22 protein-coding genes are annotated in these 25,922 nt (G+C 38.7%); 15 read left to right on the forward strand and 7 right to left on the reverse strand.

Features of this window, described 5'->3' with window-relative positions; translation table 11 throughout:
* Positions 1-495: 495 nt before the first annotated feature.
* The gene (locus PGN18_RS13735) at positions 496-1,680 is read right to left on the reverse strand and encodes a proline dehydrogenase family protein (protein WP_335320095.1); all 1,185 of its coding nucleotides are present in this window, start codon (positions 1,678-1,680) and stop codon (positions 496-498) included.
* Between the two features lie 94 nt (positions 1,681-1,774).
* Here PGN18_RS13735 and PGN18_RS13740 point away from each other — a divergent pair, with 94 nt between their 5' ends.
* The 8 genes from PGN18_RS13740 (at position 1,775) to PGN18_RS13775 (ending at position 9,923) form a co-directional block, all read left to right on the forward strand.
* On the forward strand, positions 1,775-1,981 hold the full coding sequence (locus tag PGN18_RS13740) for an RNA-binding S4 domain-containing protein (protein WP_090497219.1): 207 nt from the start codon (positions 1,775-1,777) through the stop codon (positions 1,979-1,981).
* Positions 1,981-3,036 carry a 3-dehydroquinate synthase gene (aroB, locus tag PGN18_RS13745; RefSeq protein ID WP_335320097.1) on the forward strand — a complete coding sequence of 352 codons (1,056 nt, stop codon included), beginning with the start codon at positions 1,981-1,983 and terminating at the stop codon, positions 3,034-3,036. Before PGN18_RS13740 ends, aroB begins: the two co-directional genes overlap by 1 nt.
* A gap of 1 nt (position 3,037) precedes the next feature.
* Positions 3,038-4,000 carry a sterol desaturase family protein gene (locus PGN18_RS13750; RefSeq protein ID WP_335320098.1) on the forward strand — a complete coding sequence of 321 codons (963 nt, stop codon included), beginning with the start codon at positions 3,038-3,040 and terminating at the stop codon, positions 3,998-4,000.
* A gap of 608 nt (positions 4,001-4,608) precedes the next feature.
* Positions 4,609-5,442 carry a prephenate dehydratase gene (locus tag PGN18_RS13755; protein ID WP_335320099.1) on the forward strand — a complete coding sequence of 278 codons (834 nt, stop codon included), beginning with the start codon at positions 4,609-4,611 and terminating at the stop codon, positions 5,440-5,442.
* Between the two features lie 109 nt (positions 5,443-5,551).
* Positions 5,552-6,691 carry a chorismate mutase gene (locus PGN18_RS13760; RefSeq protein ID WP_134203313.1) on the forward strand — a complete coding sequence of 380 codons (1,140 nt, stop codon included), beginning with the start codon at positions 5,552-5,554 and terminating at the stop codon, positions 6,689-6,691.
* A gap of 136 nt (positions 6,692-6,827) precedes the next feature.
* Positions 6,828-8,117 carry a 3-phosphoshikimate 1-carboxyvinyltransferase gene (aroA, locus tag PGN18_RS13765; RefSeq protein ID WP_335320101.1) on the forward strand — a complete coding sequence of 430 codons (1,290 nt, stop codon included), beginning with the start codon at positions 6,828-6,830 and terminating at the stop codon, positions 8,115-8,117.
* 95 nt (positions 8,118-8,212) lie between these two features.
* A complete protein-coding gene (aroC, locus tag PGN18_RS13770) occupies positions 8,213-9,310 on the forward strand; it encodes a chorismate synthase (RefSeq protein WP_335320102.1) in 1,098 nt (365 codons plus the stop codon).
* A gap of 10 nt (positions 9,311-9,320) precedes the next feature.
* Positions 9,321-9,923 (forward strand): DUF1684 domain-containing protein, encoded by a 603-nt coding sequence (locus tag PGN18_RS13775; RefSeq protein WP_335320103.1) that lies wholly within the window; start codon positions 9,321-9,323, stop codon positions 9,921-9,923.
* A 201-nt stretch (positions 9,924-10,124) separates the two neighbouring features.
* Here PGN18_RS13775 and PGN18_RS13780 read toward each other — a convergent pair whose 3' ends face one another.
* On the reverse strand, positions 10,125-12,545 hold the full coding sequence (locus PGN18_RS13780; RefSeq protein WP_335320104.1) for an alpha-ketoacid dehydrogenase subunit alpha/beta: 2,421 nt from the start codon (positions 12,543-12,545) through the stop codon (positions 10,125-10,127).
* Between the two features lie 171 nt (positions 12,546-12,716).
* Here PGN18_RS13780 and PGN18_RS13785 point away from each other — a divergent pair, with 171 nt between their 5' ends.
* From PGN18_RS13785 to PGN18_RS13795, 3 genes are all read left to right on the forward strand, one after another.
* Entirely contained in the window at positions 12,717-13,109 is a 393-nt protein-coding gene (locus PGN18_RS13785) for a DUF1573 domain-containing protein (protein ID WP_090987962.1), read from the forward strand.
* 62 nt (positions 13,110-13,171) lie between these two features.
* A complete protein-coding gene (locus PGN18_RS13790; RefSeq protein ID WP_335320106.1) occupies positions 13,172-14,371 on the forward strand; it encodes a pyridoxal phosphate-dependent aminotransferase in 1,200 nt (399 codons plus the stop codon).
* Positions 14,372-15,029: 658 nt separating this feature from the next.
* Complete coding sequence (locus PGN18_RS13795) at positions 15,030-16,232, forward strand: hypothetical protein (protein WP_335320107.1); 1,203 nt, start codon at positions 15,030-15,032, stop codon at positions 16,230-16,232.
* Here PGN18_RS13795 and PGN18_RS13800 read toward each other — a convergent pair.
* Positions 16,229-16,459 (reverse strand): hypothetical protein, encoded by a 231-nt coding sequence (locus tag PGN18_RS13800; protein ID WP_335320108.1) that lies wholly within the window; start codon positions 16,457-16,459, stop codon positions 16,229-16,231. The genes PGN18_RS13795 and PGN18_RS13800 overlap by 4 nt on opposite strands.
* A 320-nt stretch (positions 16,460-16,779) precedes the next feature.
* Here PGN18_RS13800 and PGN18_RS13805 point away from each other — a divergent pair, with 320 nt between their 5' ends.
* The 3 genes from PGN18_RS13805 to PGN18_RS13815 all read left to right on the forward strand — a co-directional run bounded on the left by PGN18_RS13805 (position 16,780) and on the right by PGN18_RS13815 (position 18,391).
* Positions 16,780-17,358: a hypothetical protein gene (locus PGN18_RS13805; RefSeq protein ID WP_335320109.1), complete on the forward strand. Its 579-nt coding sequence runs from the start codon at positions 16,780-16,782 to the stop codon at positions 17,356-17,358.
* 155 nt (positions 17,359-17,513) lie between these two features.
* The gene (locus PGN18_RS13810) at positions 17,514-17,939 is read left to right on the forward strand and encodes a MauE/DoxX family redox-associated membrane protein (RefSeq protein WP_335320110.1); all 426 of its coding nucleotides are present in this window, start codon (positions 17,514-17,516) and stop codon (positions 17,937-17,939) included.
* Between the two features lie 131 nt (positions 17,940-18,070).
* The gene (locus PGN18_RS13815) at positions 18,071-18,391 is read left to right on the forward strand and encodes a hypothetical protein (protein WP_335320111.1); all 321 of its coding nucleotides are present in this window, start codon (positions 18,071-18,073) and stop codon (positions 18,389-18,391) included.
* A 36-nt stretch (positions 18,392-18,427) separates the two neighbouring features.
* On the opposite strand, the gene PGN18_RS13820 is transcribed toward PGN18_RS13815, so the two are convergent.
* From PGN18_RS13820 to PGN18_RS13835, 4 genes are read right to left on the reverse strand one after another with little or no spacing between them, the layout of a single operon-like run.
* Positions 18,428-19,783, reverse strand: coding sequence for a RagB/SusD family nutrient uptake outer membrane protein (locus PGN18_RS13820; RefSeq protein ID WP_335320112.1), 1,356 nt, complete (start codon positions 19,781-19,783; stop codon positions 18,428-18,430).
* Positions 19,784-19,798: 15 nt separating this feature from the next.
* Positions 19,799-22,987, reverse strand: a complete 3,189-nt coding sequence (locus PGN18_RS13825; protein ID WP_335320113.1) for a SusC/RagA family TonB-linked outer membrane protein — start codon at positions 22,985-22,987, stop codon at positions 19,799-19,801.
* 1 nt (position 22,988) lies between these two features.
* Complete coding sequence (locus PGN18_RS13830; RefSeq protein ID WP_335320114.1) at positions 22,989-24,242, reverse strand: TlpA family protein disulfide reductase; 1,254 nt, start codon at positions 24,240-24,242, stop codon at positions 22,989-22,991.
* Positions 24,239-24,373 carry a hypothetical protein gene (locus tag PGN18_RS13835; protein WP_335320115.1) on the reverse strand — a complete coding sequence of 45 codons (135 nt, stop codon included), beginning with the start codon at positions 24,371-24,373 and terminating at the stop codon, positions 24,239-24,241. The genes PGN18_RS13830 and PGN18_RS13835 overlap by 4 nt, the downstream gene beginning before the upstream one ends.
* 1,246 nt (positions 24,374-25,619) lie before the next feature.
* On the opposite strand from PGN18_RS13835, the gene PGN18_RS13840 reads away from it, so the two are divergent.
* Complete coding sequence (locus tag PGN18_RS13840) at positions 25,620-25,877, forward strand: helix-turn-helix domain-containing protein (RefSeq protein ID WP_335320116.1); 258 nt, start codon at positions 25,620-25,622, stop codon at positions 25,875-25,877.
* The last annotated feature ends 45 nt before the right edge of the window (positions 25,878-25,922 follow it).

Consider the following 25,922-nt stretch of genomic DNA (forward strand, 5'->3'; position numbering starts at 1 on the left):
ATGAATAAAAATAAATAAATACTCATGAATAATCTTAATACAACCGCTTTAAGATTCCCGCATGCGCGAGAATGACGACCGGACTAGTAGATTCTGTCAATAATAATCGCGTAGTCTAAGGGCCGCCAAAAAGCTATAGCGGAAAGCGAGGCTGCATCTCCCGAAGGACTACAGCACGCTCATTTCCGAAAAAATGACTTGATTTTTAAGCAGTCGCCACCCTGAACCGAGCCTGAGCGAGCTCACCGAAGGTAATTTATTTCAGGGTCTTCTAACTCAATAGATACTGAAACACCCGTCCGACCGGCCGGGCGGAAGTTCAGTATGAGGGAATCATAGAAACCGTTGGCAATTTTCAGTTCACAGTACTTCTTACCGTCAAAAACTGAAAACTGCCAACTGAATACCGCTAACTGCCAACTTAAAACTGAATACTGAGAACTGAATACTGAAAACTGCTAACTAAATACTGCTAACTGCCAACTGAAAACTAAACTACAGTTTTCTCCTTTTCAATTCTCTTTCAATCAATCCTAACTCACGGCCTGTTTGCCCAGCTACCGATGTATTTTCCTGTGCTCTTCTGAACAAATACGGCATTACGGCTTTAATTGGTCCATAAGGAACATATTTGGCAACATTATAATTCGAGTCAGCAAGATTAAAACTTAAGTTATCGCTCATGCCCAACAACTGGGCAAAGTATACATGAGGATGATTGTGTGTAATATTTTTTTCCTCCAAAAGATAAGTCAATAAACGGCTGCTATCTTCATTATGCGTTCCTGCAACAATGGCAATGTCTTCAATATGATCTACACAATAGCGTAAAGATTCATTGTAATCGTGGTCTGATGCGGCCTTATCAGGCTGAATAGGTGAAGGATATCCCATTTCGGCAGCACGTTTACGTTCCTTTTCCATGTAAGCACCACGCACCATTTTTACGCCCAAAATAAAGCCATCTGCTTTGGCAATCAAATGGTCAGCTTTCATGTCTGCTAACTTATCATGACGGTACATTTGGTAGGTATTGTACACTATAATCCGCTCACGGTTAAATTTACGCATCATCTCCAGCGCCAACTCATCAATGGTATTTTGGATCCACGTTTCTTCCGCATCAATCATAATGGGCACCGCTTTATCATAAGCTGTTTTACAGATCATTTCGCAACGCAGTTTCACTTTTTCGTATTCTGCCTGTTCTGCTGCCGTTAAGGTTTCTTTGGCATCCAGTTTCTGTAATAACGCAAAACGGCCTATACCTGTTATCTTGAAAACCGTAATCGGAATTTTAGCATCGCCATCTGCACGAACAATGGTACGGATAATTTCGGCACAGGTTTCGTCAAATACCTGCTCTTCTTCTTCGCCTTCTACAGAGTAATCTAAAATGGTACCTACCCCACCTTTATCCAACTGTTCAATAGCTTTATTACATTCTGCAATGGTTTCACCGCCACAAAATTGCTGAAAGATGGTTGCTTTGATAGCGCCCTGGATAGGCAGTCCGATATTTAAAAAGAAGTTTGTAATAGCAGGACCAACTTTGGTCAGAAAATTATTTCCGATCATTCTAAAAAGCCAGTATGCTTTTTTTAGCTCATGATTAGATTTTTGACGGAAAGCAATTTCCGTGTTATCGAAATTTGGCTGTTTCTTGTTGGATAAATCCATTTGTTACGATATAATAAGTCAGATTGGTGCAAAATTATAAAAAGCATTCGTTGTTAAAACTAAAAACCTCTAAATAATCGTATTTTTGCATAAAATGATACAATTCAAATTAGAGGGCGAATTTATTCCATTGATCCAACTCTTAAAAGCAAGCGGATTGGTTGGCAGTGGCGGTGATGCACAAACCGTTGTTGAAGATGGTTTAGTAAAAACCAACGGTGAAGTCGAATTCCGTAAACGTTATAAAGTTAGGGTTGGCGATATTATTACTTTTGGCGAAAATAAAATAGAAATTATTTAATGGAACCACTTACCAGCGCAGGCCACAAGCTTTATTTTGAAAGCAATTTAGACGAATTAAAAACACTTTTAGCCAGCAATAAATACAGCAAAGTTTTTGTACTGGCTGATGAACATACAAGTGAAATATGCTTACCGCTTTTTCAATCCATTTTAGATTTTTCTGAATTTGACCTAATTGAAACTTCAGCAGGCGAAGAAAATAAAAATATCGATTTTTGCATCGGCATCTGGAAAACCCTACTGGATTTTGAAGCCGACCGTAAAAGCCTGATGATTAACCTTGGCGGCGGTGTGATTACCGATATGGGTGGCTTTATCGCTTCTACGTACAAACGCGGAATAGATTTCATCAACATTCCTACAACCCTCCTTTCGCAGGTTGATGCTTCGGTAGGTGGTAAAACGGGCATTGATATCGATAATGTAAAAAACATGGTGGGTACTTTTACTCTGCCACAAATGGTTTTTATCGAAACTGCATTTTTAAAAACGCTTCCAGAACGCGAACTTTTATCGGGTTTCGCCGAAATGATTAAACATGGTTTAATTTACGACAAGCCTTATTACGAAAAATTAAAGATAAGCAACTATTTAACGCCAGCGGCGGAAGATATTTACCGTTCGGTTGAAATTAAAAATGAGGTGGTCACCATCGATCCGCATGAGAAAAACCTGCGAAAAATTTTAAACTTCGGGCATACCATCGGTCATGCCATTGAAGGTTTTTCCCTGGCAAATGACGAAAATCCATTAACGCATGGTGAGGCCATTGCCATTGGTTTTGTGTGCGAGGCAGCGCTTTCAATCAACAACAGTACATTAAGCACAGAAGAATTGGAAAATATCAGCAGATATATCCTATCGTTATATCCTAAATATCACATCCGAAAAGAAAGCTATAATTCCCTTTTGGAGTTAATGAAAAGTGATAAAAAGAACGAAGACGGAAACATCCTTTTCTCACTTTTAGAAAACATAGGTAAATGCACGTTTAACTGCCGTGTAAGTACAACCGATATTTTAAGCAGTTTAGACTATTATAACAGTTTATAAAATGAAATATACCGGAAGTGATATTTCTGTTATAGGGCTTTTTAGCTTCGTCATCGTTTTAACCCTGGTTGAAATGTATTTTAGCTACCAGCACGACAGAAAATTATATACCAAACGTGATACCTGGACAAACATCTACCTGATGACGGCCGCCGTAGTTATCAATCTCGGGACCAAAACCTTTACTTTTTTCTTGCTGGCTTATTGCTACCAGTTCCGCTTGTTCCAGATTACCAATGTTTGGGCGTATTGGATTGTGCTGATTTTAGCGCAGGATTTTTTATACTGGTTTTTACACACCGTGGGGCATTATGTACGCTTCTTCTGGGCCATGCATGTTACGCACCACTCCTCCGAACACTTTAATTTAACTACCGGCTTCCGTTCAACTGTTTTTGAGCCCTTGTACCGTGTTTTCTTTTATCTGCCCCTTGCCTTTATGGGTTTTACAGCGGTTGATATTCTTTTTGCCTATCTGGTTACCCAAATTTATGGTAATCTGGTTCACACGCAATACAACATTAAATTCCCGAAATGGTACGAGTATATTTTTGTAACACCATCTCATCACCGGGTTCACCATGCCAGCAACGTACGTTATCTGGACAAAAACATGGGTATGGTTTTAATTCTTTGGGACAGGTGGTTTGGCACTTTCCAGGCCGAATTACCAGAAGATAAAGTTAAATATGGATTAACCACCCAACCTGCTGATACAGGACCAGTGAACATTATTTTCCATGAATTTATTGCCTTAAAAGCAGACGTAAAAAAGGCACCCACCTTTATGGATAAAGTGAAATACATATTTAATCCACCCGGTTGGAGCCACGACGGAAGCACCAAAATTGCGAAAATCATGCAGCAGGAGTTGCGTGAGGAAGAGCAGAAAAAGTATGATGAGGAGCAGAGGCAAAAAGTAAAAGCACTTAACAACCATGGCGCTTTAAGTTCTGCAGGGTAATAATAACTTAACCAAGGTCTGTGGAGACACAGACCTTTTTTAATATAGAACTTAGCTATCTTTTCAATCCCAGATGCTTAAAGATAAACACAGATGATGTTTTCACATGCGAAATGACGGATATTCGGTAGATCTATGATTTAATAAAAATAATTCGAATAAGACGTTTACTTACTAGCTACCGTCATCTCGAGCGAAGTGCAACGTAGTCGAGAGATCTATCGAAGCAGATCTCTCCGTTTCGCTACGCTTCAGTCGAGATGACAACGACTTTATTGAATGCTTTCGATAGTAACACCTGCCTCCAACTATACAAAAATCCGCTCTTATGCCATTTTGAGCAGCAAAAATACCAACAAGCGAACTGGTAAATTTTTAACAAAATTAAATTTTATTAAAAATATTTTCAGTTTCCTATTGACAAATTAAATTTTGTTACTACATTTGGCTCAACAAAAAAGAAATGCAAAATACAAACACATATTACTTTGGTTACTTTTACTATTTTAGTGAGAGCCGGGGCTAATATGCAAAAAGATATATCACAATATTAAAATGTATAGAAAAGTCCCGGCAAACAGCCGGGACTTTTTTGTTTTAACGCAAAAATGGAAACGACAAAACGAGTAGCAATTCAGGGTATTAAAGCATCTTTCCACGAAGAAGCAGCATACAAATTCTTTGGTAAAGACATTGAAACTGTTGAATGTAATTCTTTTAAAGAAACCTGCGACAAGCTTGAGAGAAACGAGGCAGATTTCGTGGTAATGGCCATCGAAAACTCTATTGCGGGCAGTTTATTACCAAACTATACACTGATCAGAGATTTTGGTTTTTCAGTTGTAGGCGAGGTTTATTTACCTATCCAATTGCACTTAATGGCACTACCTGGCGTAAAGTTTGAAGATATTAAAATCGTAACTTCACACCCTATCGCCATCCGTCAATGTATCGATTTCTTTTACGATTACCCACACATTAAAATTGTAGAAAGCAACGATACGGCTGCTTGCGCAAAACGAATCCAGGATGAGCAATTAACAGATACCATGGCAATTGCAAATAGTTTAGCTGCAGAACTTTATGGCTTAAACATTTTAGAACGCCGTGTAGAATCGAACAAGAAAAACTATACCCGTTTTCTGATCCTGAAAAAAGATAAAACAGACGAAGGCAAAAAAATAAACAAAGCCTCCATCTGTTTTCAGGTTGGCCACAAAGCTGGCTCACTGGCCACCGTGCTGAATGTTTTCGCTGAACAGGATGTAAGCTTAACAAAAATACAATCTATGCCTGTTTTAGGTAAAAGAAACGAGTATTACTTTTATGTCGATTTGGAATGGCCAAGCACCGAAAAATACGACAAGGCCATTAGAAAGGCATTAAAATACACCTCAAACTTTAACATCCTGGGCGAGTACCAGAAGAACGATAAAGTATAACAGTTAGCAGTAAACAATATTTAGTTGGCAAGTCAATCCAACGACATTAAAATTAAACAACATAAAATATAATCCGGACTTCGGACTAAAGACTTTAACAACCATCATCATGAAACTTAATTTAAACATTCAGCCCTTAAACACCTGGTTAAACGTAAACAACGAACCATTAATCATTTCTGGTCCTTGCAGTGCAGAAACTGAAGAACAATTATTAACTACAGCGCATTTATTGGCTGCTACCGGTAAAGTATCGGTATTGCGTGCTGGTATCTGGAAACCACGTACCCGTCCCGGAGAATTTGAAGGTATTGGAAGTATTGGTTTAGAATGGTTAAAACGTGCCAAAGCAGAAACCGGTTTACCAACAGCTGTAGAGGTTGCAAATGCAAAACATGTTGAAGAAGCTTTAGCAGCTGGTGTTGATATTCTTTGGATCGGTGCACGTTCTACGGTAAACCCTTTCACTGTTCAGGAAATCGCTGATGCTTTAAAAGGCCATGATGTTCCGGTATTGATCAAAAACCCGGTTAACCCTGATTTACAACTATGGATCGGTGCAATTGAGCGGATCAATGGAGCAGGCATTACTAAAATAGGTGCTATCCACCGCGGTTTCTCCTCATTCGAAAAAAGTTCTTTCCGTAACGAACCGATGTGGGAGATGGCTATCCAGTTAAAAACATTATGTCCTGAACTTCCAATCATTAACGATCCAAGTCATATCTGCGGTAACCGTGAGTTAATCCCTTACGTTGCTCAAAAAGCATTAGATTTAGATATGCAAGGTTTAATGATCGAGTCTCACGTAGATCCTTCAGTAGCCTGGACAGATGCCAAACAACAAGTTACACCAGCTGCTTTAGCTGATTTGGTAGACCGTTTAACCGTACGTGAACCTGAAGTACCAAATGAAGCATCTGCTGATAAATTAGCTGAACTGCGTAAATCAATCGATAAAATTGATGATATTTTATTACAGAAATTAGGTGAGCGTATGGCCATTGTAGAAAAAATCGGTGAGTTTAAGCGTGATAACCAGGTGACAATTCTCCAGGTTAACCGTTGGGATGCCATCATTAAAAAAGGCCATGCTTTCGCAAAAGCTTTAAAATTAGACTTAAACTTTACAGAGAAATTCCTGGAATTAATGCACGGTGAATCCATCCGTAAGCAGACTGAAATTATGAATGCTGGCAAAGCTGAAAAAGGCATCGCTGCAGAACAACATAACGAGGTTAAAGCGTAATTGAGGTGGAGGGTTTAAAGGTTTAAGGTGGAGGGTGAAACCTGACATTAAAAAGAAATCTTCTACAGATAACATTATTAATGAAGTGTCAGATGGTAACATCTGACAATTCATTTAAGTATAAAACAGAATAAAAATGTTTAAAAATGCCTTAGTTTCTTTTAAAGGAATCAAGAATATTAATGCGGAAATCCAATTAACAGGCTCAAAAAGCGAATGCAACAGAGCACTAATTATTAGCGCTTTAAGCAAGAAACTGGTTAAAGTAGAGAACTTATCGAATGCCGCTGATACCGTTACCTTAAATGGTATTCTGAACAAATTGGGAGTTGATGGTGGTGAATTGGAAGGAAACTCCAAACCGAAAACTGCAAACTCCGAACTGGTCGATGTAGGCCCCGCAGGAACGGCGATGCGTTTCTTGTCTGCCTATCTTTCAGCTAAAAATGGTAATTTTTTACTTACAGGGACCGAGCGCATGAAGCAACGTCCTATCGGTATTTTAGCTGAAGCCTTAAAAACCATCGGTGCTGATATTGCTTATGCTGAGGCTGAAGGTTTTCCGCCACTCAATATCAATGGTCCATTAGATCAGAAAACAAACCAGGTGAAAATTAAAGGCGATATCAGCAGTCAGTATATCTCGGCCTTGCTGATGATTGCCCCTATCCTACCTCAGGGTTTAACTTTAGAAATTGAAGGTGAGCTTACTTCTAAACCATATGTAGATATGACCCTGGATATGCTTGCAGAAGTTGGGATCGAACATCACTGGGAAGGAAATTCAATCTCCATTAAACCACAGGCTTTTAAACCAGGTACCTTGGTTGTAGAACCTGATTGGAGTGCAGCATCTTATTGGTATAGCATTGCCGCTTTAGCGGATGAAGCAGAAATTAGTCTGCCTGCCTTAAAGGAAAAAAGTTTACAGGGCGATAGCCAGATCAAAAACATCATGAAGATTTTTGGCATTGCCACCAGCAAAACCGACAATGGAATTGCAATTAGCAATTTGGGCCTTTCTTTAGATACAAAGCAAGTTTTAGACTTAAAAACCTGTCCGGATTTAGCACAAACTGTTATTGTTATTGCTGCAGCTTTAGGTAAAAACATGGCTTTTACAGGTCTGGAAACCTTAAAAATTAAAGAAACAGACCGTATTGCAGCCCTTCAAAACGAACTTTCTAAAATTGGCGTTACTTTAACTGAAGATAACCTGGTTTATACGCTGAATACCGATAATCTTTATTTCCCGGATAAAATTACCGTTGCCACTTACGAGGACCACCGTATGGCCATGGCTTTTGCGCCACTTGCCTTGTTGATCAGAGAAGTTGAAATTGAAGACATGCAGGTAGTAGAAAAATCTTATCCATATTACTGGGAAGATTTGAAGAAAGCAGGGTTTGAGATTAGTATTAAGTAGCAAGTATAAGTATCAAGTAGTAAGTAGCAAATAGCAAGACTGGGAGTTTGACCCCATTCTATCATTCAAAAAATTAACCATTCACTTATTAAAATATGGCAGGCAACTCATTCGGGCAACTTTTTCGCATCACAACCTTTGGCGAATCTCATGGTGTGGCTATCGGTGCAATTATCGACGGCTGTCCGGCACAATTGGATATTGATATGGATTTTATCCAATCAGAACTGGACAAACGTAAACCAGGTCAATCCAAAATCACCACACAAAGAAAAGAAAGTGATACCGTTCAGATCTTATCAGGTGTATTTGAGGGAAAAAGTACGGGTACACCGATTGCACTTTTAATTCCGAATGAAGATCAGCGCTCAAAAGATTACGGGCATAATGTTGATATTTACCGCCCAAGCCATGCCGATTATGTTTACGACGCTAAATATGGAATCCGCGATCACCGTGGTGGCGGGCGTTCGTCTGCGCGCGAAACTGCTGCCCGTGTAGCAGCCGGAGCCATTGCAAAATTATTTTTAAAACAACAGGGCATCGAAATTTTCGCTCATGTAACTTCAGTAGGCACAATTGAAGCGCCAAATTTGGAAAGCAACGATTTATCTGCTTTATTGCAAATCAGAGAAGAGAATATTGTGCGCTGCGCCGATCCTGCCACGGCACATGAAATGATTGAATTTATTGATTCAGTTAGAAAAGATGGCGATACCGTGGGCGGAAAAATAAGCTGCGTAATAAAGGGCTGTCCGGCAGGTTTAGGCGAACCTGTTTTCGACAAATTGCATGCAGATTTAGGTAAAGCCATGCTCAGCATCAATGCCGTTCATGGTTTCGAATATGGTTCTGGTTTTGCCGGAAGTGAATTAAGGGGATCCGAGCATAATGATATTCCCCAGCCAAAAGCTGCAGATTCCAAAGTGTTTAAAACCACTACGAATTATGCTGGCGGCATTTTAGGAGGTATTTCTAATGGAATGGATATCACCTTCAAAGTGGCATTTAAACCTGTTGCAACCATTATGCATAATCAACAAACTATCAATGCCGCAGGCGAAGCTTCGGAAATTAAAGGCAAAGGCCGACATGATCCTTGTGTGGTACCCAGAGCCGTAGTTATTGTTGAAGCCATGGCTGCACTCGTTTTAGCCGATCAGTTTTTAAGAAACAAAGCTAGTGCTATTTAATATTTTGTAAATGAAAATCATCACCCTTTTATTGCTATTAGTCAGCATAAATAGCTTTGCCCAAAGTTACACTGAACAGATTGCAAAACACCGTGAAGCTTATAAACAGGATTTTATTAAAGACGAACATTCACCGCTTAAGAAGAACGATCTGCAAAACCTGCACTTTTATGATGCGGACAGTACTTATAAAATTTTGGCTACTGTAGAATTATTAGAGAACGAAAAAGTTTTTAAAATGCCTACTTTTAACGGCTCGAGCAGCGATTATTTTAAATATGCACATGTAAATTTTATTCTGGATAACAAAAAAATCCAAATGACGCTATATAGAAGTGTTTCTTTATCCAATAATCCCGTGTATAAAGATCACCTCTTTTTGCCCTTTACGGATGAAACCAACAATAAGGAAACTTATGGTGGTGGCCGATACATTGATCTGGATGCTAAAGAAATCGTGGATAACCATATCACAATCGATTTTAATAAAGCCTATAACCCTTATTGTGCCTATAGTGATGGCTACCGCTGCCCTGTACCACCAGAAGAAAACGACTTACAATTGCCTATAAAGGCAGGAGAAAAATTGTATACAGGAAAAAAGAAACATTAAGAAAAAAAATAACTTTACCTTTGTGCCGTGCGGCACATGTTACACCGCACTTTTTTCCAAGTTTGAAATGGTCCACGTTTATTAGCACAAAGAGCATTTTCAAAAAACTTTTCACCATAAGCCTAAATGGCTTAATAGTTTGATCTACAGTAAAGTGCACAACACCGTAACAACCGGCACTTTTCCCCGAATTTTATGTCTTTAGAATAGCGAAGGGTATTTAGTTGGATTTGCGTCATGCATCATCTGATAAACGGCTTCGATTACATCATCAACGGATGGCTTACTGAAATAATCACCATCTGATCCGAATGGTGGGCGGTGTGCTTTAGCCGATAATGTTTTGGGCTGACCATCTAAATGGAAATAACCCTTTTGTTCCTCCAAAACTTTTTGAAGGATATATGCAGATGCTCCTCCTGGAACATCCTCATCTACCACCAATAGTTTACTGGTTTTAGCCAGCGAGTTAACACAAACCTGGGTGGTATCGAAAGGCAAGAGCGTTTGTGGATCTATAATTTCTACAGAAATACCCATTAAGTTCAGCTCCTCCGCCGCCTCCTGTACTATTCTTAAGCTAGAACCATAAGAAATAACCGTAACATCAGTTCCTTCTTCCAAAACCTCTGCTTTGCCTAGCGGTACGGTAAAATCGCCAGCATTATTTGGCAGTTTTTCTTTAAGGCGATAACCGTTTAAACATTCAATCACAATGGCTGGTTCATCAGCTCTAAAAAGAGTATTATACATACCGGCAGCTTGGGTCATATTTCTTGGTACGCATACATGCATCCCTCTTAAAGTGCTTAAGATCATACTAATTGGTGAGCCGGAATGCCAGATTCCTTCCAAACGATGACCACGGGTACGTACAATAACCGGCGCTTTTTGAATTCCTTTGGTTCGATAAGAAAGTGAAGCCAGATCGTCGCTGAGCACATTTAATGCAAAAATCAGATAATCAAGATATTGAATTTCGGCAATGGGCTTTAAACCCCTCATAGCCAAACCAATACCCTGTCCCATTATCGTCATTTCCCTAATTCCGGTATCGGTAATCCTTAGTTCGCCATATTTGGCCTGCAAACCTGCAAAACCTTGATTTACGTCTCCAATGTTTCCTAAATCTTCTCCAAAAGCCACCAGCCGAGGATCTCGTGCAAAGTTTTCATTAAAACAAGCGTTTAGCACTTCCCTACCATCAACCATTTTCGGTTGCTCATCATATACAGCTTCAACCAGGGCAATGGTCTCCGGACTTTCTTTACCGTTGGTATGCAATTTGGAGTTGTAACGGTCATAATTTAATTGATTCTGTTGTTTATACCATTCCAATAAGTTGGTACGTTCAGGATTGTTCAAACCAGCTGATAAACGTATGGCTTTGCGTGCAGCAGCAAATACTTCCCGGCGTTGCGCATCGGCAATTGCCGCTAAACTCGCAGCAAGTTTTGCTAGCTCGGGCTGATGTTTAGCTACGCCGCTAACTAAATCAACCACTTGTTTCTGTTCAGGTTTAATACTATCCAAAAATTCATTCCATGCTTCTTTTTGTGCATTACGAACAAAAATCTTTGCATTTTTTTCAAGCGCTGCGATTTCCTCTTCTGTTGCCAAGGCGGATTCTAGCATCCAGGAACGCATTTTCTGAATACAATCGTATTCGGTTTCCCAGGATAAACGTTCTTTTGATTTATACCTTTCATGGGAACCAGATGTAGAATGCCCTTGAGGTTGAGTAAGTTCGGTAACATGAATTAAAACGGGAACGTGTTCATCTCTACAAACCTGTATGGCCTTTTCATAAACCTCGCACAAAGCCGGATAATCCCAACCTTTTACTTTATAAATTTCATATCCTGGCTGATCAGCATCACGTTGAAAGCCCTTTAAAACTTCTGAAATATCTTCTTTTGTAGTTTGATATTTTGCAGGTACAGAAATGCCATAGTCATCATCCCAAATAGAAATGGCCATTGGTATCTGCAAAACGCCAGCAGCATTAATGGCTTCGAAAAATACCCCTTCCGAAGTTGACGCGTTACCAATGGTACCAAATGCCACTTCATTTCCGTTTACGGAAAAGTGTTTTAAATAATTGAGTTCTTTATTCTGTCTGAATAACTTAGAGGCATAAGCCAAACCTACCAAACGGGCCATTTGGCCGCCTGTTGGTGAAATATCAGAGGAGCAGTTCTTAATTTGCGTTAAATCGTTCCAGCTGCCATCTTCATTTACAGATTTTGTTGCAAAATGACAGTTCATTTGCCTTCCCCCCGAAAATGGATCAGCTCCTTCGGTTGGATTGGCATAAAGCTGCGCAAAAAATTCTTTAATGGTAGAAATCCCTGTGGCAAACGCAAAAGTCTGATCACGGTAATAACCCGAGCGCCAATCACCATTTTTAAATGCCTTGGCCATAGCCAGCTGTGGGACCTCTTTACCATCTCCAAAAATGCCAAATTTAGCCTTGCCTGTTAATACTTCCCTACGGCCTAAAATACTGGCCTGCCTACTTTCGAAGGCAATTTTATAGTCGTTTATAACGATGGATTTAAAATCGTTAAAACTAAGTTCGGAAGCATCAATAGTTTTGGTCATCAATTTTTCATTCGGCATAGTAATCAAAGATTGGTTGCGGCAAATATATGCAAAATTAAAAGCTTGCCTTTATCCTCCATTGTAAAATTATATATGGATTAGCAAAATATATTTGGAATAGTTTTTGTTTTATGGAGAAAACATTAAATTTGTTTTAGAATTTTTAAAAATAAATTACACCCACATAACATGAAAAAGATCTTAGTATTATTCGCTTTTGTTTTAGGTTTGGGCCTTGCAGCAAATGCGCAAACCAAACCTGCAGAATTCAAATTTGAATCAGAAACACACGATTTTGGTAAAATTGTGTTAAACAAACCAGTAACTTACGATTTCAAATACACCAATGTTGGCGAAGCACCTTTAATTATCACCAAGGCTGAAGCAAGTTGTGGATGTACAGTGCCTAAATATACTTCTACCCCGATCAAAAAAGGCGAAACCGGTGTAATTTCAGTTACGTTCAATGCAGCTGCTGGTCCGTCAACTTTTTCTAAAGCCGTAACCATTACATCAAATGCTAAAACGCCAATTAAAGTGCTTTACATTAAAGGTGAAACAGTTGCCGCATCTTCAAAATAATTTTTTAAACGATAATATTTAAAAAGTCCGGATTTTCATCCGGACTTTTTTATTTTTGTGCCATGCCAAAAATTTCACAAAAAGGTGTGCAGATGCCTGCGTCACCAATCAGAAAGTTAACTCCATTTGCAGATCAAGCTAAAAAAGATGGTAAGAAAGTTTTCCATTTAAATATTGGTCAGCCAGATATAGAAACCCCTGAAGGAATGTTAAACGCCATCAAAAACATTGATTTTAATGTTTGGGCCTACACACCATCAGAAGGTACGCTAGCCTACCGTTTAAAACTTACCGAATACTACAATAAATTAGGTTACAATATTACGCCAGAAAATATCCTGGTAACCGTTGGTGGTTCAGAAGCCATCACCATAGCCATGCAAACCTGTGTAAACGAAGGGGATGAAATTATCATTCCAGAACCTTTTTATGCGAATTACAACGGCTTTGCCTGTATGAGCAATGTTGTGGTGAAACCAATCCTTTCTTATATCGAAAATGGTTTTGCATTACCTCCAATTGCCGAATTCGAAAAATTAATTACAGAAAAAACCAAAGCGATTATTATCTGCAACCCTAATAACCCAACCGGTTATTTATATTCTAAAGAAGAATTAGAAGCTTTAAAATCACTCTGTGTGAAATACGATCTGTTTTTGTTCTCTGACGAAGCTTATCGCGAATTCTGTTATGATGGAAGGGAATTTATTTCACCTATGCATTTAGATGGTTTAGATGAAAATGTGGTGATTATGGATACGGTTTCTAAACGTTATAGTGCATGTGGTGCGCGCCTAGGCTGTTTAATTACCAAAAATAAAGAAGTTATTGCGTCAGGATTGAAATTTGCGCAGGCCAGATTAAGCCCTGGTATGGTGGAACAGATTGCTGGTGCAGCGGCTGTAGATACGCCTGACAGTTATTTTGAAAAGGTAAATACTGAATATACTTTACGCAGGGATACGTTGGTCAATCGGTTAAATAGTATCAATGGCGTTTTCTGTCCTAATCCAGGAGGTGCATTTTATGTCGTGGCCAAATTCCCTATTGATGATGCCGATAAATTCTGTCAATGGATTTTAGAAGATTTTAACCATGATAACCAAACGGTAATGATGGCACCTGCCACCGGCTTTTACTCTACTGCTGGTTCCGGTAAAAATGAAGTTCGTATGGCTTACGTATTAAATACCGATGATTTAAATACCGCTATGGACTGTTTAGAGATAGCGTTGAAGCAATATCCTGGAAGAATGGATTAACAATATGATTATTTAAGCCGATTGATTAGTTACTGAGCATTAGCTCATTTATACAATTAATCGGCTTAAACAGTTAATAAAAAGTGTCGAAAAATACATTTTAGCATTTAAACATCCAATCTTAAAATATTTCTTTGAACTACTTACCAATAGTAGTTTGTTTAACCTGAACCTACCCTTACCAAAACAATAAGCGAAATGCAGTGATTTTTAAATCATGACTGCATTTAATATTGAAATTAACCATGACGATCAGGTACTAACACTGACGATTACCCAAAGGATGATTATGTTAGCATCGTTTACTTAGCGGAGACTTTACGCGTTTTAAGAAAACAGGGATCTGATTGGATCTTAATGAAAGCAGAAGAGATCGATCCTGAAACGCGAGCTGATCATAAACTGACTGGAAATGGTCATCATATTTCATTAGGCGTAGTGAGATAAATCAGATATCGGGCGCAATAAAAAATCATCTACAATCATAAATCAGTGGATAACTACCCGATTTAAAAATTCCGAAAGCGTTGTTCATTTTCCTTACCGTCTTGCTTTAAATGCGTATCTAACTTTTAACATCAACAAAACCTGCCTATAATTGCCCACAACCGTTAAAATTTAGTTTCACCACGTTAACGCTGCGTTTTACCAAGTTAATTTGAACAATGAAAATAAAAGTGCTAAAATTAAGCAACTGGCTGTTAAGCAAATGATGTATGAAATTATAAGCTTCAGGGAATTGATTTTAGATGCGATTAAAATTGGAACGGCGTATCAATGCCCTAACAAAGCATTGCAAGACAAAATTTTAAAGGAAAGCAAACGGATAACTAATTCCATTTTGCATCATGTTGCGCAAGTTGAGCCCGACAAATCAAAAACATATGTTAGGCAACATCAAAGAGGGTTGATGCAATTAATAAATGAGTTAGAAACTGTGATAACTGATGGTGAGCCTTATGCTGATCAAGCACAGAGAAATGAGGAGATTAGTAGCATAGTCAACTTACTCCATCAGATGGTTTTGGACCTTCAGCAACATTTACCTTATTATTTTGACTTTGATTGCCCCGTTTCAGCATTTTGCCAAAAACAACTCTTTTTAGATATTGCAGCGAATTCCAGCCAGGTGCTAAAAAAAGTTGAAGAATTGCAGGCGGATCATGAAACCATTACCTTATTTAAGCAGATGTTCGAAAACTTGAATAATCATCCAGGCCGTTTTACTTTTGAACAGGCCGGGTATCTGTACGACTTTTTCGAATCCCTGAAAATGGCATTAGATAATTTTTTGCTGCCTTTAGATCTATCCCAGATTATTCTTTTACTCGTATCGTTAAATTTTAATCATCCCTCTTTTTATCATGCCTGCTGTCAGCACCTTAATCTTGAACTTCAGAACTGCGAAAATATTAGCGAGCAATATAGATTAATCCATTTCTTTAAAAAACTGATCGGGCAGGTTTTTAAAACCATCAGCACACCTTACAATAGAAATTTGCCAGATATTGATGAAGCCATATTGAGATATATTGAAAACGAAATCAGTTACCTCCGATCAATAGATACCATCGCCGAAGACCTGAGTCGCGGTGGGATTTTAGAAAGCAACTTTAAAGTAACCTTTACCGTTAGGCAGCTTGCCCTGTTTGTCAATCTACAGGTTGAGGCAGGCATTATTACAACACAGAGTCCGAAGCTGCTGCATCAATACATCACGAAACACTATAGCACATCCGAAAAAGACATCATATCAGAAAAAAGCTTTAAAAATGCATACTATGGTAATGTTGAGAAAGATATTCAAAAAGTAATCGAAAAAATCGCGACCATGTTAAGCATTGCCCAGCTCAAATGCTAGCCGAGCAGATTTAATAATTCTTTTCTATATAAGAAATCTACAAATTCAAGATACCAGTGTTCTGAATAATCCTCAAGCGTAGATAACTCTCTTTGTTTTGCTCCAATGATATCCTGAAGGGTAAAAAAGCCCATTAATTTGCTTCTAAGCTTAAAATTCTCGGATAGCGGAAGTTCTGCAATAGGCAGGTTGAGGAGAAAATAATTCGACTGGGAGGAACTGTCCATAAAAAGCGTGGGTTAACCCGATATCTGCTTTAGAGGCACCGCAAAATGCCTAGACACAAGATAAACAGGCACCCACGCGTAGCGTAGGCAACCATCTATTTTATCCTGTGTCTTTTTGAAGTTTTGCGGTTTTCTAAAACAGTAAAATAGCTATTGCTACAATATCAATATATAATTAATTTTTATTTCATGGCTCAAATATAACAGATCTGCGCCTTTTATTTTCTTAAAACAAAAAAATAACGGGGTTGCCGGGGGTTGCTGCAACAGCAACTTGACAAACTTTAAAATATGCATTTCTTTACCCTTAAAAACAGGTTATGGAAAAAGAACAATACCTCACCAAATTATCCTCCTATCAAAAACTTTCGGTCGGCTTAAGGGCTTACCTTAACTACTCGATGTATCAGACAGATTTCAATAGAATGGAAAAAATTTCATCCAGCAGTATAGCACTTGGCCGTTTTTGTTACCTGGCAAAAGGCGGTGGAAGAATATTTATTTATGACATTGAAAATGAGCAGGAGATTACCGTTATGTTCTTCCAATCACAAGATATGTTGCCAGATTTTAAATCCATCTCTAAGTATATGCCAGGGCAGCTTTTTATACAATTTTTAGAAGACTCAGCTGTCTTAAGCATCCCCTTAAAACACAATGATAACATACACAAACTCTTCCATGAATCTGCCAATTTGTATGACGAAATAGATGCGGAATTACTGGCAAAATTGATCATGATAACAATTGGCTTAAAAACGCAAAATGCTAACCAAAGGCTAAGTAAACTTCTTGAATCTATTCCGACAGTTTTTAGCCAGACTGCAGTCAAAGATGTAGCATCATACCTTGGCATTCATAGCAGTACTTTGAGTGCTATGAGAAATAGAAATAAATAGTACGCCCCATAATTTATTTGCCAACTGCTCAATTACACCATTATAACCCGCGTAGCTGGCATCACTTTACTTCAAGATTCATGTTTTTCCCATTTAGCTGTGAGGTGGTTTAGCAGATAATAATCCAATTTCGAAATAGCAAAGAAAAATTGGATATGAAAACATCGCTAGTACAGGTTATTTCTGCAGCATTCATTTTACTCTGGATATATACCGCGGGGAGCAAATTGGTTGACTTTCAAGCTTACAAACAAGAGATGAGCCTGCAAGTTTTCAGTCCAGGTGTAACACTCGTGCTATTATATGCAATACCACTGTTGGAAATCCTTGCCGCAATACTGCTATTGGTTAAAAAAACAAATAAGGCAGGCATGATTTTGTCGCTCTTACTCATGCTGGTTTTTACGGCATATATTATACTCATCATTTCAGGATATTTCCCTAAAAAACCATGCAGTTGTGGTGGCATAATTAAAGCCATGGGCTGGAAAGCTCACCTCATTTTCAATATTTTTTTTATTAGCGCCTCAATTCTCTCACTATTTATTACACTAAAGCCGGAGGTAAGTGACAACGATTAAAAGCTCTACAATGGTCCTGGCCGAACCAACAGATCAAAAACTACAAGCTGTATTGATGGCCAAAAAAAATCAAACAGCCGGGCTAGCTGCTTAAGCCCTATTTGATAAGCAGGATATCAAACTTAAAAACCATGTTAAAAAAAATCAATTTAGGCCTTGTAGCCCTCGTATTGGGGTTCGGCCTTATCGCAACACAAAGTGCTTTTACTACCACCAGAGCAACTACTTTCTGGGCTTACCAGCCAAATCCAGACAATAATTTGAGAGACCATACAAAGTATGTACATACCTCAATGCCTTCAGCAAAGTGTACTGAAGATAATGAGCCGTTACCATGTGTTATCGAAGTTCCGGAAACAGTTGTTACCCAATCAGATCTTCAAGATTTTTTTGTAGGTAAAACCAATAGCGATATAATTGCGTTATCGAATCAACGTACACCAGAACAATAGTCTTAAAATTAGTGGGGGAAAATTCCCCCACTAATTTTATCTAGGATTTTGCTCAATACCACTTATTGCAATCACATCTTGCGGAATTTCAAGGGCATACCTTTCATCATTGGGTTTAAGTTCATAGTTAATTCCATTAGCCGTTCTTTTTAACGTAATATTTGCGCCTTCAAGATTAAACCGTTTTAAATCAGTCCAGCGCAGGCCCCTCATCACAAGTTCCTTTCTTCGCTCTTTTAAAATCACGCCTAAAATATCCAATGAATTTACTGTGTAAGGAATGTAGGCACCACTTTTGAAACGTTTGATCAATAGGGTATTCAGATCATCTACCGCAATTTGTAAATTTCCCAAACGGGCATTACATTCCGCCCGGATGAGGTATTGCTCATCAACGGTAATACCTGGGAATACACCCTGCCCAGCCCGGTAACTCCCTCTCCAACCATAGGTTCCATTATTGTTATTTTTAAAATAAAGTACTTTCCTCAGGTCGTTATCGGTATATTGGCTAATAAGTTCAGGAATAATCTTTGCTCTTGAATTATTCAAAATCTGCGGGATAGAAGCAGCAGATTCATAAATAACCTCGGCATTGAACCTGGCAAAAGGAAATGTAGGCGTAGTACTGATCAGGTTATAATCCAATAAAACAGCTTTAATCTTAAGACATGAATCTGCGTATAAGGCTGCATTTCTATACTCTCTCATACTAAGGTAAACACGGGCCAGAAGGCCAAACGATGCCTGCTTACCAGGGCGGAGCGGATGTACCGATACATTTGGCAGCAAGCGTTTAGCTTCAAAAAGATCAGCAAGCACATAATTGTAGCCCTTGGCTACCGATGATCTGACTGAAGTTTTATTAAAATCAGTAGATTCTCTTATTACCGGGCCTAAATCGGTCTCTGCTGTACTGCTATTATAACCTACAGACCAAAGTTGTAACACATTGTAGTAAGCACGTGCGCGATTAAAATATGCCTGCCCCTTTATATTATCATATTGGCCAGCATTTGAAGAAGTCCGCTCGATTTTCTCCAGATTCTCCAGAACAGTGTTAGCGGTATAAATTAATCTGTACAAGTATTCCCAGTCATTGGGAAAGTTTTCACTCGTAAATAAATTGTCCTTTTCCCATGTGTACAATCTTTTATTCTGCTCAATTGATAAACTATTCAAGTCTGCATCAGTAACAAAATAGTCATCAGCACTAACTTCAGCAGCGCCCGGATCTACCGCATTGTTTAAATTTTCGTTATTCAGCAGTGCCTGCAGATCGTCCAGTCGTTCTGGTACGGCCAACTTCATATCAGATTTTTCATCCAAAAACTTTTTACAGCCAAGTAATGACATCGTCAACACAATAGCTACTAGATATAATATTTTCATAAAATTCATTTAAGATTAAAAGCTCGTCCGAAGGCCAATTGCAAATGTTTTAGGAGGTACCAGACCAGTTAGACCGATTTCATAGTCAGGATCTAAACCCTGCCTGTTTGCCGCCCATATCAGGCCTAAATTCGAAACGGTAGCATAAACCGTAAAACTTCTGAATACCTTTGAACGGATTTTCGGACTATAACCCAGATTGATATATTGTAAGCGGATATGATCACCTTTTGTGATCAGTACCTCTGACCCCCTGTAGAAATTATCTCTGGCACTAACGGTGGGGTATATCTGGGAAGGAACGTCTGTGTTGCGTTCATCTCCTGGTTGTTTCCAACGCGATTCATAATCTGCATGGCCCAGTCCCGCAATATTCAGATTAGCATACTGAATGGAATTTCTTCTAAAAAAATAACCAAGCTTAAAACTAAACTGAACATTAAGTTCGAGGTTACCATAGTGAAAACCGTTGCCTAAGCCACCAAATATCCTGGGTACAGCAGAACCATAATAAACCAGGTCTGAAAGCTGTGTACCCTGCCCTGTAATCAGGTTATAATCCTTACTCGTGTTCCCATTGAGGTAACCGATGGGATCGCCGTTAGCTGGATCCAAGCCGCCCCACTTGTAACCATACATCGAGTAAACCGGACTTCCAATTACGCCAGAGATTGAAGGTCCCCCTGCAATGCCTAAAAAATTGCTCCCCTGGTAATTTGACAATAAATATTTATCAACCTTATCCCTGTAACCGCTTATATTAAAACTGCTTTTCCAGATTAGCCTGCCTTCGGTATTGATGGAGTTAAGCTGAATCTCCCAGCCATTCCCGCTCATCTCAGCCACGTTTTTTACAATAGATTGTCCTACACCACCCGAATAATCTAAGCTCGCAACACCAAATAAATCTCTTCCCTTCTTATGGAAATACTCCAATGAACCCGACAAGTGGTCGTTCCACATCGAAAAATCCACACCCAGATTTGTCATTGCGGAAGTTTCCCATTTTAATGACGGATTTGAATAGGTATTGAACCTGGCATATGGTAGTCCGGTATTGGAAGAATTTCCTACGTAAACGATAGTTGAAATTGAGGTCATGGCAGGATCAATGTTACCGGTAAGCCCATAAGTTGCCCTGATCTTTAGCGAACTGAAAAAGTCTTTGTTAAAAAAATGCTCATTTGACAGGTTCCATAGTAACCCTGCTGACCAAAGTAAATTCCATTTATCATTGGTGTTAACCCCAAAAAGATTTGAGGCATCCCTTCTGCCGCTCATGGTAACGGTATATCTGGATTTATAGGAATAAGATAGATTTGAAAAAACGGAAACAAATCTTGTGTTTGTGGCTATTATTCCATTTCTGTCTGGTATAAACGAATTATTTCCGGTGGTAAGCGAGGGATATGCAGTTGTATAATCAACTACTCCGGCAGAAATAATATCATCCCTAAAGCCATACAACCTGGAAGACAGCCCATTAACCGACGCCCCCCTTGTTTCTGCACCAATAAATCCTGCTATAACATGAACCGGTGTATTTAAGCCATAGTTAAGCTGCCCCCGCATATTATGTACCTGTAAAGAATTGAAAGCATTATCCAGAATTCCTCCCTTCGGTATCTTATAACTTAAAGTGTTGTTTGCATATTGAGCGAAATCATTAACTAGGTTCCGTGCAAAATAACTTTGCTCATCGCTAAGCACCGGATTTTTACGCTCCTGGTTTTCATATTGGTATTTTAATGTAACAGAAAATCCATAAGGTAATTTTTGTATTAAAGCGGCGTCAAGAAGCAGGTCTCCTATCTTAGTTTGGTTGTTAACATGCTGATAATCGGTCAAAGGATAATATTTCCAATCGCCCAAACGGCCACCTGCCAATCCACTCAGATACGATGCACGCCTATCCTTTGGAATAGCAAGGGCGTTGCCACCGGCATCCGCGAATTCTGCATAAGGATAGAGATTTCCTGATACAGAACTGATGCTGCCATAATCTGGCTTTCCTGTACGCGCAGTGCTATTGGTATAATAAAATCCGGTGCTAAGCTCGAGGCTTTTATAGGGCTTGTAAGTCATGCTCATTTTTGAATTCAACTTCCTGAAAACAGCATCTGTTACCGATCTGTTATCATCAATGGCAACGGACGAGTACCATTTAAATGATTCCTGCCCACCGGAGATATTAACAGAAGCCTGATTATTTAACCCTGCTGAATAAAAATACTGCTTATACTGGTCCCTTACATCCAACGATTTTAACCGGTCAATCTCTGCCTGTGCGGCATCATTCGATACCATTCCATTCTCTTTTTTCAGCAACAGTTCTACAATGGGGCTTAAGGCCGGCTGTTGAGCATTATTGATTTGAGATTGATAAAAACCTTTTGAAAAAAGAAAGATTTCGTTATCAATATAATCAGTCGAAGTGATCTGCTTTAACCTGGAAAAGTCAGGGCTTTGGACGACATTGGTATTGATATTTGCATCGATCTTGATTTTCGAATTAAATCGCCCATTTTTTGATGTGATAACCACCACTCCGTTTCCAGCACGTGCGCCCCATATACTTGAAGCAGCTGCATCTTTCAAAATTGTGATACTTTCCACATCGTTAGGGTTTATATTGTTGATATCGCCCTCATAAGGAAAATTATCAAGTACAATCAGTGGCGCTTTGGGCCCCTGTATCGAACTTAATCCACGGATCATCAGCCTTCCACCGCTGTTGGTAGACCGGTCAACGATCAGACCTGATGAAACTGCCTCTAATCTGGAGATAATGTTAGGCCCCACCTGTTGCGACAATAGTTTATTGTCTAAATTGGTAAATGAGCCCGTAGACCGTTCCTTCGGCAAGGTCTGGTAACCTGTATGTACCTGTACCTCGTCCAGCAGCCTTACCACAGGCTGTAAGTAAATGATCAGATCAGCTTTTAAGGGCAAATTTAGCTTAACTAAAGTTTTTTCATAACCCATGCGGCTTACTTCAATGGTGTATTCTCCGGTATATTTCGGAATTAAAACCTTACCCGTGCTATCACTAAGGAAAGTTTTGTTAATTGTTGTAAATTTTAAGATCGCTCCTTCCGACGGTGTTTTTGTTTCTGCATTAAGAACCATTATGACAGCTAATTTCTCTTGGGCAGCTGTGCTTAATGCAATGAGGAAAGCAGTTAAAAATAAGATGTATCTCATATTAGTTTGTTTTATCGGTTTTACTAACTACAAGCATTTCCAATTCCTGATGATCGACTACCAGCGATAAACCATAGGGATTTAGCAATGCATTTAATCCTACCATATCCTTTACGGCTGAAAGCTCCAGATCAATTAAAAAATCGAGATGAGTATCATTCAAAACCGGATATTTAACAAAGGCACAGTCTTGAATATTATTTATCAGGTTGGCTATGGGTTGGTTGATAAATTTCGATCCTTTGTGAAAACCCAAATTAGCGGGTCGTCCACCCTGTGTTTTCAGTTCACGAGTGGCCTTTGATGGTAAATACTTTAACTTATACACTGCGGTGTTGATTACTTTTACTGCGGCCGAGTATCCCGAATTTTCGTTCAGGTACTTCATCGTCAGTTTTTTTAATGAAGCAGATTTTTCCTTTGGTGCCCATAAGTCTACAGTCCAAAGATCTTCTGGCTTTAAAGACGGATTATTAAAGCCATCCACATCATCAAAATCAAGTTTAAACCGCTGATCAGAAAACCACGGGAATTCTCCCATTGCCAGCACAGTGTAAGTCCAACGTAGTGGATGATTAAAAATGATCATTCCAGTGTTCGATCCATTGGAACGGACCGTTGAACTTGAAATACCTGGTATTCTACCTTTAATTAATAAGTTAAATGATTGCATTCCCGTAGGGTTCTGGTTCATCATCAAAACCGTATTCGGGTAGATGTAATCTAAGGGAGATAAACTTAAATTTCCAGATAGGGCTGCCTTAATATTTGCTTCAGATAGCGCATTACCCTCGGTGGTATTCTTCACTATGCCACGGTTATCGATCCAAACCAGATGTGGAATCTTATTGTGCAGAAAAAATTGATTTAACTCTTTATCATCTACAATTGAAGTAAAATCCCTGCCAACGGGATTTCTTTCTGAAGAATAAAATGTCGAAATCAGTTTCTCGTTATCAGTAGTTACGCTTACGATATTAACTTCGCTGCTGAACAACCTGGAAAGCCTTTCTTGTTCTGGCATCCCTTTAATACATGGAATACAGAAGGTAGCCCAAAAATCTATAATCAGGAGCTTGCCCCTAAACTGTTCCATACTCCGCTGCACTACCTTACCACCTACCATAAATTTTCTGGGTGTAGTCCAAAAAGCATCTGGTACCCTATCGCCCACTTGCAAAGCCTTAACAGGCGATTGGGCATATAAAAAAAGAGAAAAAACAAGCATCATGCCCGTTGTAATAATTAGTTTCATAAAGTTGAGTTAATAAGCTTAATCGGAATTTTAAAAGCTTTAGGCAGTTTTAAAGCTGCACTAAAGCTTGCCGTACCTGCTTTGCGGATCAGGAGTACCGGCATCAGATAATTTGTTAATCCGCTTAACATTTTAAGGATAAAAATGCTATACCGAAATCGTTGCTAATAGTTTTGTATTGGTTAGTTGAAATGTAAATAAGAAAGTCCTGCCATTAGGTTCCATTGTCAAGAACCAATTGTTGTAAAACAATAAAAGCAGGACCACAATTTTGTTTGGTGTAGGCTTTATCGCACGCAGCAATGAAGCCAAAACCACCTAATTTTCCCTAAGCACTTCGCATTGATCAGCTTTATAAAAAACAAATGGAATGTCTCTATCTCTAAAAGTGCAACCTTTATGATGATATCCCATCTTAAACCTATATGATTTATAAGTGAAAGTGGAACACTCAAAATCCGATGCATTATCACGCTTGTGATGCGTAACCTTCGAACCAACAGTGTTTGAATTTTCATTTTGTTCAAAAGCATACCATATCGCCAATGGGCTGTACAACAAAGCCCAGCAAAAGAAAAAAAGCGGCAAATAAGCGTTGTTGAACTTCATTATTTGATTGGTGTGACCCGTTAATTTGAACTTTAAAAATTCGGTTTAATAGGAAAGAGCAAGGATTAAGCGAAAATTTAGACATAACAATCCCATTGCAGCATAAACCACTTATTGTTTATAAGAGATGCTATTAAAACCCAGTTTTATCAGCACATCAAATAATCTCTGCAAAGAGGAATAAGGCAGGCCATCATCATTAAAAAACCTAAATTTTCATTAACCTTTAAGGCTAGCCTGCCTTATCAAAAAATCATTCGGGATTTTTAGGTTTCAAGGCATACAGCCTATCGAATGGACAACTTAACAGAGACTGGTATAGAAATATTTGAAAAAGGCGAGTAAATAAAATAGCGTATTGGAAAACACTTACTTTTGGAAGTATCTGCTCGTTTATCCTATCGATTTTTTGCTTGCCCATAACCATATGTTATGAGTCTTGCCGGAGAGAAGAAAAGTGGGCTTCCCAAACCATAACCTCATATTGGTTCTCACGCCTTACGTTGAAATGGAATTACAGCAGAAGCCCACTCTTATTTTGGAAAGCTAAAGATAGCAATTCCGCTATAAGAAATGGGGTAAAATCTGCTGTCTTGCTTCAACGGCGTGAGATTTGAGGTTGCAAGACTCTTAATTTTACCTTTTTATTGGTTTTTATTTTTTCGTTACGTAAATGTAAACAATAAAAAGACAAATGTCAAGTAATTGCATGACGTTTTTAAATAAAATATAAATGACATTGCCAATTGTATTTTTATCAGCAATGAAATGATCAGTGAGAAAGAAAAAAAGATTCTGAAAAGCTTTGGCGACCATTTAAAATCCTTAAAAGAAAAACAGGAACTTTCTTATCGCGAATTTTATAAAAGAAGCGGGGTTAACACCGGAGATATCATCAAATATGAAAACGGAGAAACCAGCCCAAATTTTATTACCATCATGAGACTAGCTATCGGTTTAAAAGTTCATCCAACAGTACTTCTTGATTTTGACTTTGGAGTAGATTTTAGTGCTGGATTGGAATAAAACAATAAATCCAGTCGAATAGCCAATATAAAGTCTTTTTGTCCT

The sequence above is a fragment of the Pedobacter terrae genome (assembly GCF_036946585.1).
Lineage (GTDB): Bacteria > Bacteroidota > Bacteroidia > Sphingobacteriales > Sphingobacteriaceae > Pedobacter > Pedobacter terrae_C.

Coding starts and splice junctions, on each gene's coding strand:
- PGN18_RS13800 (WP_335320108.1), bottom strand. CDS start 16,459: ATGGACAGTTCCTCCCAGTCGAATTATTTTCTCCTCAACCTGCCTATT.
- PGN18_RS13820 (WP_335320112.1), bottom strand. CDS start 19,783: ATGAAAATATTATATCTAGTAGCTATTGTGTTGACGATGTCATTACTT.
- aroC (WP_335320102.1), top strand. CDS start 8,213: ATGGCAGGCAACTCATTCGGGCAACTTTTTCGCATCACAACCTTTGGC.
- PGN18_RS13750 (WP_335320098.1), top strand. CDS start 3,038: ATGAAATATACCGGAAGTGATATTTCTGTTATAGGGCTTTTTAGCTTC.
- PGN18_RS13775 (WP_335320103.1), top strand. CDS start 9,321: ATGAAAATCATCACCCTTTTATTGCTATTAGTCAGCATAAATAGCTTT.
- aroA (WP_335320101.1), top strand. CDS start 6,828: ATGTTTAAAAATGCCTTAGTTTCTTTTAAAGGAATCAAGAATATTAAT.
- PGN18_RS13840 (WP_335320116.1), top strand. CDS start 25,620: ATGATCAGTGAGAAAGAAAAAAAGATTCTGAAAAGCTTTGGCGACCAT.
- aroB (WP_335320097.1), top strand. CDS start 1,981: ATGGAACCACTTACCAGCGCAGGCCACAAGCTTTATTTTGAAAGCAAT.
- PGN18_RS13835 (WP_335320115.1), bottom strand. CDS start 24,373: ATGTTAAGCGGATTAACAAATTATCTGATGCCGGTACTCCTGATCCGC.
- PGN18_RS13755 (WP_335320099.1), top strand. CDS start 4,609: ATGGAAACGACAAAACGAGTAGCAATTCAGGGTATTAAAGCATCTTTC.
- PGN18_RS13815 (WP_335320111.1), top strand. CDS start 18,071: ATGTTAAAAAAAATCAATTTAGGCCTTGTAGCCCTCGTATTGGGGTTC.
- PGN18_RS13830 (WP_335320114.1), bottom strand. CDS start 24,242: ATGAAACTAATTATTACAACGGGCATGATGCTTGTTTTTTCTCTTTTT.
- PGN18_RS13740 (WP_090497219.1), top strand. CDS start 1,775: ATGATACAATTCAAATTAGAGGGCGAATTTATTCCATTGATCCAACTC.
- PGN18_RS13790 (WP_335320106.1), top strand. CDS start 13,172: ATGCCAAAAATTTCACAAAAAGGTGTGCAGATGCCTGCGTCACCAATC.
- PGN18_RS13735 (WP_335320095.1), bottom strand. CDS start 1,680: ATGGATTTATCCAACAAGAAACAGCCAAATTTCGATAACACGGAAATT.
- PGN18_RS13805 (WP_335320109.1), top strand. CDS start 16,780: ATGGAAAAAGAACAATACCTCACCAAATTATCCTCCTATCAAAAACTT.
- PGN18_RS13780 (WP_335320104.1), bottom strand. CDS start 12,545: ATGCCGAATGAAAAATTGATGACCAAAACTATTGATGCTTCCGAACTT.
- PGN18_RS13785 (WP_090987962.1), top strand. CDS start 12,717: ATGAAAAAGATCTTAGTATTATTCGCTTTTGTTTTAGGTTTGGGCCTT.
- PGN18_RS13810 (WP_335320110.1), top strand. CDS start 17,514: ATGAAAACATCGCTAGTACAGGTTATTTCTGCAGCATTCATTTTACTC.
- PGN18_RS13760 (WP_134203313.1), top strand. CDS start 5,552: ATGAAACTTAATTTAAACATTCAGCCCTTAAACACCTGGTTAAACGTA.
- PGN18_RS13825 (WP_335320113.1), bottom strand. CDS start 22,987: ATGAGATACATCTTATTTTTAACTGCTTTCCTCATTGCATTAAGCACA.